Here is a 12,116-nt window from a genome sequence, read left to right on the forward strand (position 1 = left end):
AATTAGTGCTGTCTGTAAAATTCATTTGCTCCTTTCAGTTGTAACTGCAACTAGAATAAATTGGGGTTGGGGTATTTTATTTGCATAAGATTACGATATAAATATTTATTTGATACCCGTTTTTTCACCCTATTTTGGAGATATGATGACAGTGGGGGTGAAAAATGGACTCCTGAATTTTCTCAATACCTATTTCTATGTATAAGCTAATATTAAAATTGACAGTGGCAATAGCTGTTTTGGCGATCTTCTCTTGGTTTTCATCGAAATCGCCGGATGCACCTAAATACGATGAGAAATTGATGACCCATGTTCAATTCACTGGCACCATTACTTATATTGAGACGTCTCATAATCATAATTTTTCCATCTTCGGAATAAAGCTGGATAGTAGCAATACGCCCCATTATTTTGATACCAGCGAGGTGGCCATTGCCCCTTATAGTATAAAGGATAGCAATGCAGAATTTTATAGGGAAATGCCCTATCATGCGACCATAGGTGTTAAAGTTGTGCTGGATGCCGATAAGAAAAAAATCTGGTTTTATGATAATGATAAGTTGTTGGGGAGTGCAGATATTCGATATAATCACTCGCCTACCAATATTAAATTTGTGAGAGAACACAGTCGTCTGAAGTAAGGAGTATTTATAAACCAGGCCTACTTATTCCCTATCGGATAAACCAGGCTTTCCATCTGACTAAATCCTAAAAAAATATCTGTAGCAATAAATTGTTCTGCCCTATCATAATGATCCGTATTAATAATTTTAGGATTGATAAATGCTACATTGGATAAGATTTTGCCGGACGAAAGGAAAATATTTATCCAAATTCTTTGGAAATAAATCTGTTTGATATTCAATTCACTTTTTGCCGACAAAATAGTAGGAGAGTCAATGGTGGTTGTCCAGATATCGCTTTCAGCCAATTTCTTTTCTGTGTTTAGTTGCCGTTTCAAAATTTGCACTTGGGTATTTTTACTTACGCCAACTCCAATGGAATAGCCAGTAACCGTTCCTGGCCTAGTGCCTAAGTTACAAACGCTAATCCGAAGGTGGTCAAATGGCTCGTCTACAGTGCCAATGATGCCTAATTTTACGCGACTACCTTTTCTAAATGTTATAAATGTAATTACTCCCAGCACAGTAGAAAGTGCTGCTCCCCAAACTGTGAGTATGAATATAACTTGATTCTTATCCATTGTTATTGAAAGGTGCAGCCAATGTAGAGTGATTAGCTGTGTGATGGAGTTTATATTGCCCGGTCTGTTGGGTGTTAACTATAGTAAGATACAAAACTTTATTAATACTGCCCCATTTCAATTTTTATCACTCACACGGCGAGTCCCAGTACCTCCAAAAAACACTGTTTCCCTTTCGCGGTAATCACTAAAGCCCTGGAGTTAGCGACTCTTCGTACCCAATCCTCTTCCAGCAACTTCTTTAACAGTACATTCCCTAAGGAACCGGCCAAATGAAAGCGTCGTTCACTCCAGTCTAGGCATGCTCTTGCAAAGGGTCGCTTTAGCGATAACAGCTCCATGGTGTCGATACCCAAATCGTGGAAGAATTTTTTTCCGGTTTCAGTTATAGCAGGGGTGTCATCTTCTAGGATAAGGTAATGGCGTTCAACGAGTCGATCTAATAGTTTAACGCCGATCGAGCCTGCCATATGATCGTAACAGGTGCGGCAATATTTTATTGGTTGTGGTTTAACAGGGGATACTTGGGTTGGTGGCGGCATTAATACAGACATCGCTTCAATGGCGTAGGCGATTTCCTGTCTGGCGAAACTATAATATTTATGTCGACCTTGACTGTTCACTTTCAGCAACCCTGCGTCTACTAATTTACTCAGGTGCATACTGGTGCTCTGTCTGGAAGCATCTGCCACAATGGATAATTCGGTGGCAGTATACGCTCTACCATCCAATAAAGACCATAGCATCTTCATTCTTGAAGCATCTCCTATTAAAGAAGCTATTCGTTCCAGTTGTTCCATTTCCATTGTTCAAATATATACCAATGATTTGGGGGACGATTCAATCTATCATGAACTGTCCGGATTTTATAAACGATAGTTTTGGCTCAACGATTACACTTGAACACCATTACACCTGTTTTAAAATCCTATCAATTAAAATACAAACAATTATGAATACTAATTCCATTAGAATTGAAAGCCATTTAAAGGATTTAAAGATCGCCTTGTTGCATATGCCACCCAAAACCAGCGTAGGGAATATGCCTGTTTTATTGCTTCATGGCGCCACTTTCCCTGCAGCCTTGTCTTTTGATTTCCAGATGAATGGAAGCTCTTGGATGGATTATTTATCAGATCATAATATGGAAAGTTATGCATTGGATTTCTTAGGTTATGGAGATGCCGATCGATACCCGGAGATGAGCCACGAGCAGGGTTTACCTATCGGAAGGGCCATGAGTGCATACTTGGACGTAGACAAAGCGATTGATTACATCCTACAACAGACCGGACATCGGCAGTTGATCCTGATAGGTCATTCATGGGGAGCGTCTGTGGCGGCGCTGTATGCAGAAAACTTTCCTAATAAATTAGCAAAATTGGTATTGTTTGCGCCTATTACTGTCAGCGCTGATGCAGTAGATAACCCCATTACTATTGAACGCTCCTATGAAAGCTTAACCCCCGATCAAAGGGTACAAGCCATGGTAGATCTAACGCCTGAAGGTGAGATGCATCAACTGGAACCGGAATTGTTCACGCAATGGAAAGCAGATTGGCTACAGTCAGATATTACCACCAAAAAAACAGATAGCGGCGCTGTTCATTTCCCTGCGGGGCCTTCACAAGATATTGCAGATCTTAGTCAAGGTAAAAGCTATTATAATCCAGCTAAAATACTAGTACCAACCCTGGTCATTAGGGGAGAATGGGATGACTATCCCAATAACAACGATGCCCTTCAATTGATGGCATCATTACCTGATGAAACAATCAAAAAATATGTAGTGGTGCCCCGTGGTACCCATGTCATGCACCTGGAGAAAAGTCGGCATCAATTATATGCGGAGACATTGAAATTCATTGATACCCCAGTACAGGAGGAGCGCAGTTCCAATATCGCGGTCATTTTCGAGGTAATACCCCATGAAGGCCGGTTACAGGACTATCTCGATATCGCTGCGCAATTGAAGTCGACATTAGAAAATGTAGCTGGTTTTGTTTCTATTGAACGGTTTCAAAGTCTGTCTCACCCAGAAAAAATATTATCGCTCTCTTTTTGGAAGGACGAGCAATCTATATTCACCTGGCGTAACTTGGAGCTTCACCGGGATGCACAGCAAAAGGGGAGAAATAGTATATTCAAAGACTACCATTTACGTATAGCCCATGTAGTGAGAGACTACGGTATGTTCGAGCGTAGAGAGGCCCCAAAGGATAGTCAAATGTACCATGGACGGACCTATTAAAGGCCAGTGGTAGGAAGAGGCTGCTGTAGAATTAGGGATTTATTCCGCTTTCAAAGAGGAGAACTATTTGTAAGGAATCCATAATTTGTAAATGCCATTATATAACATATATTTGTTTATTACATCCAATTACATACGGGACATATGCGTACAACCAAACTATCGAATATCCTATTATTGGCAGTGATTGCAGCGCTTTTCTTCATTCCTTTCTTGGGTCGGGTTCATCTCTTTGATTGGGATGAAATCAATTTTGCAGAGTGTTCTAGGGAAATGTTGAAATTGGACGATTATACCAGGATTTATGTCAATTTCAAGCCTTTTTGGGAGAAACCACCCATGTTCTTCTGGATGCAAAGTATATCCATGAAGATATTTGGCATCAATGAATTCGCGGCGCGTTTCCCTAATGCGCTCTGTGGGATCGTTACGTTGGTGGTGCTATACCTCATTGGGACAAGATTATACGATAAGAAATTCGGACTCTTATGGGCACTCGCTTTCGGCGGCTCTCTGTTTCCTAATATGTATTTTAAATCCGGTATCATTGACCCATGGTTTAACCTGTTTACCTTCCTAGCCTTGTACTTTTTCATTTTGTACAACTGGAAGCGGAATGGATTTGATAAGGAAGGGATTGAGAAAAAGCCAGTGTACTATGCAGTTTGGTCTGGCATATTTATGGGACTTGCTATTCTCACCAAAGGGCAAGTAGCCTTGATGGTTTTCCTGTTGGTATTAGGGTGCTATTTTGTTTATAACAAGTTCAAAATCTTCTTTAACTGGTGGCATGCATTGTTGTTTTTGATCGTCACTACTTTAGTAACAGTCACGTGGTATGGATATGAAACGGCAAAGAATGGCCCCTGGTTCATTACAGAGTTTTTAAAGTACCAGTATCGCCTCTTCACCACCCACGATGCAGGACAGGCAGGCTTTTTCGGGTATCATTTCATTGTGCTACTCGTAGGATGTTTTCCAGCTTCTCTTTTTGCTATTCCTGCTTTCTTTAAAGCCCGCTACAGTAGTCGATATGATAAAGATTTTAAAATGTGGATGCTGCTCTTGTTTTGGGTTGTGACCATTTTATTCACGATTGTACAATCACGTATCATTCATTATTCTTCTCTGGCTTGGTTCCCGATTTCTTTCCTGGCTGCGTATTCATTTTATAAATGGGATAGGAAGGAAATGGAATATAAGAAGTATGTGGGTGTATCCACGACGGTGCTAGGAGGGATTATTGCTGTAGCATTGCTGGGCGTTGCATTAATCGCCTTGAACATTAAGCAACTCATCCCTTATGTTCACGATACCTTTGCGCAGGCGAATATGGCGGCTGATGTGAACTGGAGCGGTTGGGAAGGTATAGTGGGTATCTTAATGGTGGTCACTATTATAGTGGGACTACGACAGTTAAAGAAACATGCTTTCCTCAATGCGGCAGCCACTTATTTTATCGGAACGGGACTTGTTATTTTCCTGGCGGCAGCTATTATTGTTCCCAAGGTAGAAAAGTACTCACAGGCCGCTGCTATTGAGTTTTTTGAGCAAAGGCAAGGAGAGGATTGTTATGTTACGACATTAGGTTATTGGAGCTACGGACCTTTCTTTTATACGCATAAGAACAAGCCAGTGAATCAAAGTTCATATGATGAAAACTGGCTGCTGACAGGCGCCATTGACAAACCTGCTTATTTCGTGACAAAAGTAGACCGCGTGGATAACTACAAACAGTTTACTTTGTTGAAAGAGTTGTATCGCAAAAATGGATTTGTGTTTTTGAAGCGGGAAGTGTTGTCTAAATAACAGAGACATAAAAAATACTAAAAGCAAAGGCGTTGGAAATTAATTCAACGCCTTTGCTTTTAGTATTTCTAGTAAGTTTTTACTTTTTACGAGAAAAGAACCGAAGCACTTTACTAATGATTTTATCGTTTGATCCTAACATCCCCTTTATTTCTGTATAAACCGCCACCATGGTATTATCCAGTTTTACCATGAATTTTTTCTTGTCTTCTCCGGGGCGTACCATATAATGCGTGGCTCTGCGAAAAGGCTGGTTTTCTTCTGTGTAATAATATAAAGCAATAGATCTTCTGTGTCGGTCTTCGGGGCAGGTAGTGGGTTCTGGGTGACCATGGTAGGAATCCGCATCTGTATTAAATATCACGCAGCGATTAAAAATGGGTAGCACTTTCTTTTCGCAAGCCTGCATTTGGGTATCCCATAGTTCGAGTTTGCCTCCCCATTCTTCTTCCCAGTCGTGGTTGAGGTAAACGAGCACGTTTACACGTCGTTGCCAGTGGCGATGATGCGGATGTACGGTGAAATCGGCGTGGATATTCAGATAGCCGCCTCGCTTAGACTGATGAATGCCGCCTCCTTCGAGGTGATCGTCTTTCATCAGGCCCTTAATGCCAGTCAGTGTACTGAGGAATTCCAGGAACGCTGGAGAATTCAGTTCATTAACTGTCCGTTTTATGGAAGCCGGCAATCGATCAAGGTTATTTAACCCTGCCTTGTTTTCGTTGTAATGAACATAATTGATCCAGCCGTCTCCTTCATTTAATTGATCAAACTCCCGGACACACTCATTCAATACCTCGGGGTTCAGGAAGTTCTCTAATACTATATGCGGGTAAGGACTGGCTCCCTTGTATTCGCTGCTTAGCGCAGGGAGTTGATTGTTCCAATGATCGTAATTAAATAATTGCATATTTTCCGAGGTTTCCATGATGGTTTGCTCCCTTTGAGTTTTTAGGAGCTTGGCTTTCAAAAGACGTATAAATATAATGCAAATAATAATTGTTCCAACACCCCAAACCTGAGAATTTACCCGAATATGATATCGATAATTCTTAATAGCTCTTCCAAGGTTTTGAAGCAAGATTAAATTTATCGATTTATATTATTGCTTTAGGTAGACGAAAGTCGGCTTAACAGGTGATTAACTTCTTATCCTCATGCGACTATAGGCCTATAGATAGGCTGTTGTCTATATTTAATATTAATAATAATATTAAACTGTTTTGCATTGTCCTATATTAATTTAGGATTCTTAATCAAGAGAGAAATGGGCCTTCGTTCACAGGGAAATTAGGAAGCCGAATACTTAATCTATATTGAGTTGATTAACCATCCTAATATATTCATATTGCAGATCGTCATGCAAGGTATCTATCGCCTTAACCGATTTTTTTAGTAGCTGCATATAGATATTTACTATCTGCGTATTCCTACTGTTGGCGATGCCGGATGCTTTCATATGCTGGCATATGTATAAGAGGAGCTCTGCTTCTGTTTCTTTACTACCTACATAGCGTATATACTTGTTGGTTATACGTATGGTTTTTCTCAATTTTTTCTTGGCGAGGTAGGATTTGTCATGTGCTATCTCCAGGAATGCCTCGTCAATTTCTGCTTTAATGGCGTTTACATAGGCAGGTAAATCATCCGCTTCAAATAGGAGATAGGTAAGCAGTTCTTTATTATCTGCCTTAAATTTCGCTAACCGCAAACATAAAGCCATCAAATTGGCTGGTGGTATGTGTTGTAATTCTTTTTTAATGTCGCTGATAGATGCGGTCTTCATAAATTCTTAATTATTGCCCATGCTGCGGTTCTCTCTTACCTGCCAACCAGGAATTGAATATCGTATAGGATACAGCCATGATGATGGCGCCTTTGAAAATTCCTGTAAATCCCCATGCGGCTAGGCCTCCTACTACGCCCAGAAATAATACTAAAAATGGCAATTTACCACTTTTCGCGATCAATAAAGGTTTTAGAATAGCTTCTCCTATTTGTAAGCCGGCTCCATAGATGACCAAAAATAAGGTCATACCTGGATGTCCTTGCGTGGCCATCCAAATTATTACTGGGATCCAAATCAAAAGCGGACCTATCTGTATGAGTACTACGAGGAATACCAAGGAGGATAATCCCAATGCAAATGGAACCCCACCAATAACAAACCCGATCCATGATACAATGGCTGTAATGAACGCGGTACCCATCACGCCAATGGATACCCCTTTAACCGCCATAATAGTCGCATTTAGTAAATCCTCTCCATCTCTCTTCCCTAATAAGTGCTGAATGGTAGATTTGACTGGCCTCACTGCATTTTCCCCTCCTACGAGGAAGAATGCAGAAATGATAATGCCAATAACCAATTGAAGCGCCGCCCCAATAATTTCGATGCCACCACTGATTACCTGCCTGACTACCAGACCTACTTGTCTTTCATGCCCAGTTATGGTGGCATGGGGATTCTCCCGGAGATTCCGCCAATAAGAATTGATGTCCGGACCTAAATAAGGAATATTAATCAACCAGGATGGTAAAGGAGGAAGCTCATTTTGACGGGTATCGTTCACCCATTCTATAATCTCGCGCATGTGCGCGCTAATGGCGCTAATGATATAAGTAACAGGTAAGGCAATTACAGCGACGAGAATAATAGTATATAATACTGCTACTAATTTGCGTTTGCCTCGCATTTTATCCACCATTTTCTCAAACAAAGGATGGAATGACACGGAGAAAATCAGTGCGAATGTCAGTACTCCGAAAAAGATATGTAAAACCTTATAGAGCGATATCAACAATCCTAATAACAATAGCAGTACTAGCACCGTTTCGATTAGATTCCTGGGGCCCCTGCGAAAATGCGCATTCATAAGCGGTAATTTTCAGTATGAATTTACTACTTATTCCTGATCCCATAAATTACACTGTTCGTAATATCTTCTCCATCTTTTTACCCTTGGCTAGCTCATCTACCAGCTTATCCAAATACCGCACCTGTTGCGTCAATGGATTTTCAATATCCTCCACCCGATACCCGCAGATCACGCCTGTAATGAGCTTTGCGTTAGGATGTAAGGTAGCTCGCTGGAAGAACGTTTCGAAGGTCGCTTTTTCCTGGATGAGGACATCCAGTTGCTTCTCGTCGAAGCCTGTCAGCCATTGGATGACTTGGTCTAACTCTGCTTTTGTTCTGCCTTTCTTTTCCACCTTTGTAAGGTATAATGGGTAGACAGATCCGAAGATCATCTTTGCAATGCGCTCATGTTGTGTATCCGAGGTATTCATACCATGTAAGTTACCAATATTCTGTCGGATTTCTGGAGGCTACTATACAGTCTACTGCAATGGCAACGATGTTGTGGGCTGTAACAAGTCCCACAAATTGCCATATAAATCCTCAAATACGGCTACCCAACCATATGCTTCTTCTCTGGGCGGCCTTACAAAATGGATATTTCTCTTCAGCATGTTGTTATATTCTCGCCAAAAATCATCGGTAAATAAAAAGAGGAAAACCCTGCCTCCCGATTGATTCCCTACGCTTGCGTTTTGTGCTTCATTTGCCGCTTGGGCCAATAAAAGATAACATTCGCTTGCGCCAGGAGGGGCCACTAAAACCCACCTTTTATCCTCTGTCAATTTTGTATCTTCGATTAGTTGGAAGTTTAATTTCTCTGTATAGAATTGAATAGCTTCATCATAATCCTTCACTATTAAAGCTACATGTCCAATTTTTTGTTTCATATAATCCGCTAGATTAGATGTTATCGGAACAAAAGATAAGAAATAATGAACTGTTTACAACTATGAAGAAAATTTCACAGAAAGAAATAGATAGTGTGATGGCACTTCCCCCATTTGATAGGTACCAATACGCGATCAAATGGATAGCAGATGGGGAAGCATTGTATATCTTGATGAATGAAGCAGCACTGGCCTTGGAGGAAGTGGACGACCATAAAGTAATTCCCATCTGGAGCGCCGCGGAATATGCTGCCCTCTCTAAAAATGGAGACTGGGCCGACTTTGAAGTAACCGCAGTTTCCCTGGAAGAATTTGAAGTGGACTACATACCATTAATTGTTGAAAACAACTACCTGTTGGATGTTTTCTCTGTGGGAGGTAAAGCTGGCTTTGTGGTAACCCTTGGAGAGTTCCTCCGCGATTTGGATGATGAGTTAAGTAACTACTAAGATTTAAATCAATAACCGCCTTCGCCCATCGCAACACGCGTACTACGTGTCTCCCTATCAAAATTTGTTTTTGATATATTTTATTTATAAATTTGTATTCTCAATTATACTACAATGTATACTAACATCACATATCGTACAGCGCGGAACGCGAAAACTGTCATCAGGGCAGTAATTGCAAGTACCTGTATCGTCTTAATTTAAGACGGGGAGGCAGCCTTGCACCCTAGATATGACTGATGATTACTTCCCATTCCCTTCAAGCTTATTTTGATTTGATGACCTTGCCAAGGCATGGAGTATTCCCGCTGTTTCCCCTTATTATTAAATCCAATTATTTAATTCATTTCAATAACAGCATGATGCGCCTGCATATCAAAACTTTGATCATCGTAATTACCAGGATAGTCCGGTAACAGGAATGCATTTGCTTACAACAAAGGGCCTCCGTTACCAGACGTGAGGCCCTTTTTTTTATCAATTTAATTATATGAAACGTTTATCTCAAAATAGGAATATAGGAATCATGGCCCATGTGGATGCCGGTAAAACGACTGTCACAGAAAGAATGCTTTATTATACCGGTCTTACTCATAGAATGGGAAGCGTAGATGATGGAAATACAGTGATGGACAGCGATCCGCAAGAAGAGAAACGTGGTATTACGATCTCCTCTGCCGCTATCACCACTTATTGGAATAATCAACAAATCAATATCATTGATACACCCGGTCACGTGGATTTTACCGCGGAAGTGGAAAGATCGCTTCGTATACTCGATGGTGGTGTCGTGGTATTTTGTGCCAAATCGGGCGTACAGCCACAGTCTGAAACCGTTTGGCGGCAAGCCGATAAATATGGGGTGCCTAGGATTGTGCTGATCAATAAAATGGACAGACAAGGGGCCGACTTCATGCGCGTGCTGAAAGAAATACGAGACGTTCTCCATACAAACGCAGTAGCCGTTCAATTACCTATTGGTGTGGAAGATAATTTCAAAGGGGTGATAGACCTCGTGAAGATGCAAGCACTAGTATGGCATAGCGATGATGGCAAACAGTTTGATGTGGTGGAGATTCCTACCGAATTATTACCAGACGCCCTCCAAGCCAGACAACATTTGTTGGAAGAACTATCGTTGCTGGATGAAACGATATTGGAAAAATATACCGTAGATCCACAACAAATAACCACAGATGATTTGTATCGTGCCATAAGGAAAGCGACTTTAAGTCGTGCTTTAACACCTGTTCTCGCCGCTGCTGCCTATAGGAATAAAGGCGTGCAACCCTTACTGGATGCGGTGGTTGCGTATCTGCCTGCGCCAGAAGATATCGGTGTGGTACATGTGATGGAACCTGAACAGGAGCTGGCAGTAAGCACTGAGAGTCCTTTAACAGCATTGGCTTTTAAAATCATGGCAGATGAGTTCTCCGGCAAACTAACACTGGTCAGGGTTTATACTGGTGTGCTACGTACAGGCGATACCGTATGGAATAGTCGTACGGGTAGAAAGATGAGAATAAGTCGATTGCTGCGTATCATGTCGGATAAATTTGAACCGATAGAAAGCATTGAGGCCGGCGATATTGGCGCTGTGGTGGGTATGAAGGATGTGCGTACAGGCGATACCTTGTCAGAAGGCGCAGCACCTTTACTGTTGGAACGAATCAGTTTCCCGGAACCGATGATCGGATATGCCATCGAACCGAAATTAACGAAGGATACCAACAAACTAGGAGAGGTCCTAGCCAGATTACTGGACGAAGACCCTACCCTACAAGTGAGCGTGGATGAGGCTTCCGGACAAACGATCCTCAAAGGCATGGGTGAACTGCACCTGGAAGTAGTGCTGGAGAAAATGGCCACGCATTACCAACTGGAAGTCAACAAAGGAAAGCCACAGATTGCTTACAAAGAGCTGTTTACCAACACAGTCACTCATAAAGAGGTGTATAAAAAGCAAAATGGAGGTTCGGGCAACTTTGCGGTGATTGAATTTGAATTAGGTCCTCGTACAGACGGCTTACCTGGATTGGAATTCGTCAATGATATCAGTGGTGGAGCGATTCCTAAGGAATTCATCCCTGCTGTCCAGAAGGGCTTCGATGCAGCCATGCAAACAGGCATCCTAGCAGGATATCCTATGCAGTCTATGCGGGTACGCTTGTTCGATGGAAGCATTCATGATAAGGACTCCCACGCATTGGATTTCGAACATGTGGCGCAAATTGGATTTAGACATGTTGCCCAACAGGCGAAACCAAAATTGCTGGAACCCATCATGGACGTGGAAGTGACACTGCCAGAGGAATATACCGGCACGATCACCGGCGACCTGAATAGAAGAAGAGGCGTTATCCGTCATATAGAAATGAAAGGAAATACCCAGGTGATTAAGGCAGAAGTGCCGCTGGCAGAATTGTTCGGATACATCACCACCTTAAGAACGCTTTCTTCTGGAAGGGCCGCTGCTTCCATCACGTTTTCTGGTTACCAGATAGCGCCGGCAAGGGTAATGTAAAACGTGTCCCTTCCCAGCGGGCAGGGACCACGAAAAAAACGCTTAATTTCCGTCACAGATGGAAATTAAGCGTTTTTGCTACAGCTTCGTTTTTTAATGGGTAATGGACCACGAATGTTATGTCTGTGT

12 protein-coding genes are annotated in these 12,116 nt (G+C 41.8%); 5 read left to right on the forward strand and 7 right to left on the reverse strand.

Going from position 1 to position 12,116, the window contains the following annotated elements; all coding sequences use genetic code 11:
- Positions 1-197: 197 nt before the first annotated feature.
- A complete protein-coding gene (locus JO154_RS13055) occupies positions 198-641 on the forward strand; it encodes a hypothetical protein (RefSeq protein WP_291946109.1) in 444 nt (147 codons plus the stop codon).
- Positions 642-661: 20 nt separating this feature from the next.
- Here the strand turns inward: JO154_RS13055 and JO154_RS13060 are convergent, their stop codons facing one another.
- Both JO154_RS13060 and JO154_RS13065 read right to left on the reverse strand, forming a co-directional pair.
- Complete coding sequence (locus JO154_RS13060) at positions 662-1,204, reverse strand: hypothetical protein (protein WP_291946111.1); 543 nt, start codon at positions 1,202-1,204, stop codon at positions 662-664.
- A gap of 131 nt (positions 1,205-1,335) precedes the next feature.
- Entirely contained in the window at positions 1,336-2,010 is a 675-nt protein-coding gene (locus JO154_RS13065) for a winged helix-turn-helix domain-containing protein (protein ID WP_291946113.1), read from the reverse strand.
- A 146-nt stretch (positions 2,011-2,156) separates the two neighbouring features.
- On the opposite strand from JO154_RS13065, the gene JO154_RS13070 reads away from it, so the two are divergent.
- Positions 2,157-3,455, forward strand: coding sequence for an alpha/beta fold hydrolase (locus tag JO154_RS13070; RefSeq protein ID WP_291946116.1), 1,299 nt, complete (start codon positions 2,157-2,159; stop codon positions 3,453-3,455).
- Between the two features lie 144 nt (positions 3,456-3,599).
- Complete coding sequence (locus tag JO154_RS13075) at positions 3,600-5,264, forward strand: glycosyltransferase family 39 protein (protein WP_291946118.1); 1,665 nt, start codon at positions 3,600-3,602, stop codon at positions 5,262-5,264.
- A 79-nt stretch (positions 5,265-5,343) separates the two neighbouring features.
- Here the strand turns inward: JO154_RS13075 and JO154_RS13080 are convergent, their stop codons facing one another.
- The 5 genes from JO154_RS13080 to JO154_RS13100 form a co-directional block, all read right to left on the reverse strand.
- A complete protein-coding gene (locus JO154_RS13080; protein ID WP_291946119.1) occupies positions 5,344-6,174 on the reverse strand; it encodes a 2OG-Fe(II) oxygenase in 831 nt (276 codons plus the stop codon).
- Between the two features lie 396 nt (positions 6,175-6,570).
- On the reverse strand, positions 6,571-7,050 hold the full coding sequence (locus JO154_RS13085) for a hypothetical protein (protein ID WP_291946121.1): 480 nt from the start codon (positions 7,048-7,050) through the stop codon (positions 6,571-6,573).
- Between the two features lie 10 nt (positions 7,051-7,060).
- On the reverse strand, positions 7,061-8,140 hold the full coding sequence (locus JO154_RS13090; RefSeq protein ID WP_291946123.1) for an AI-2E family transporter: 1,080 nt from the start codon (positions 8,138-8,140) through the stop codon (positions 7,061-7,063).
- Between the two features lie 49 nt (positions 8,141-8,189).
- Entirely contained in the window at positions 8,190-8,555 is a 366-nt protein-coding gene (locus tag JO154_RS13095; protein WP_291946125.1) for a DUF2200 domain-containing protein, read from the reverse strand.
- Between the two features lie 51 nt (positions 8,556-8,606).
- On the reverse strand, positions 8,607-9,014 hold the full coding sequence (locus tag JO154_RS13100) for a VOC family protein (RefSeq protein ID WP_291946127.1): 408 nt from the start codon (positions 9,012-9,014) through the stop codon (positions 8,607-8,609).
- 62 nt (positions 9,015-9,076) lie between these two features.
- On the opposite strand from JO154_RS13100, the gene JO154_RS13105 reads away from it, so the two are divergent.
- Entirely contained in the window at positions 9,077-9,463 is a 387-nt protein-coding gene (locus JO154_RS13105; protein ID WP_291946129.1) for a DUF2750 domain-containing protein, read from the forward strand.
- A gap of 490 nt (positions 9,464-9,953) precedes the next feature.
- Complete coding sequence (gene fusA, locus JO154_RS13110) at positions 9,954-11,987, forward strand: elongation factor G (RefSeq protein WP_291946131.1); 2,034 nt, start codon at positions 9,954-9,956, stop codon at positions 11,985-11,987.
- Positions 11,988-12,116: the final 129 nt, after the last annotated feature.

This window comes from Chitinophaga sp., assembly GCF_019236475.1.
GTDB lineage: Bacteria > Bacteroidota > Bacteroidia > Chitinophagales > Chitinophagaceae > Chitinophaga.

Excerpts from the sequence above, each read along its gene's own strand:
- JO154_RS13055 (WP_291946109.1), top strand. The coding sequence starts at position 198 with ATGTATAAGCTAATATTAAAATTGACAGTGGCAATAGCTGTTTTGGCG.
- JO154_RS13060 (WP_291946111.1), bottom strand. The coding sequence starts at position 1,204 with ATGGATAAGAATCAAGTTATATTCATACTCACAGTTTGGGGAGCAGCA.
- JO154_RS13065 (WP_291946113.1), bottom strand. The coding sequence starts at position 2,010 with ATGGAAATGGAACAACTGGAACGAATAGCTTCTTTAATAGGAGATGCT.
- JO154_RS13070 (WP_291946116.1), top strand. The coding sequence starts at position 2,157 with ATGAATACTAATTCCATTAGAATTGAAAGCCATTTAAAGGATTTAAAG.
- JO154_RS13075 (WP_291946118.1), top strand. The coding sequence starts at position 3,600 with ATGCGTACAACCAAACTATCGAATATCCTATTATTGGCAGTGATTGCA.
- JO154_RS13080 (WP_291946119.1), bottom strand. The coding sequence starts at position 6,174 with ATGCAATTATTTAATTACGATCATTGGAACAATCAACTCCCTGCGCTA.
- JO154_RS13085 (WP_291946121.1), bottom strand. The coding sequence starts at position 7,050 with ATGAAGACCGCATCTATCAGCGACATTAAAAAAGAATTACAACACATA.
- JO154_RS13090 (WP_291946123.1), bottom strand. The coding sequence starts at position 8,140 with ATGAATGCGCATTTTCGCAGGGGCCCCAGGAATCTAATCGAAACGGTG.
- JO154_RS13095 (WP_291946125.1), bottom strand. The coding sequence starts at position 8,555 with ATGAATACCTCGGATACACAACATGAGCGCATTGCAAAGATGATCTTC.
- JO154_RS13100 (WP_291946127.1), bottom strand. The coding sequence starts at position 9,014 with ATGAAACAAAAAATTGGACATGTAGCTTTAATAGTGAAGGATTATGAT.
- JO154_RS13105 (WP_291946129.1), top strand. The coding sequence starts at position 9,077 with ATGAAGAAAATTTCACAGAAAGAAATAGATAGTGTGATGGCACTTCCC.
- fusA (WP_291946131.1), top strand. The coding sequence starts at position 9,954 with ATGAAACGTTTATCTCAAAATAGGAATATAGGAATCATGGCCCATGTG.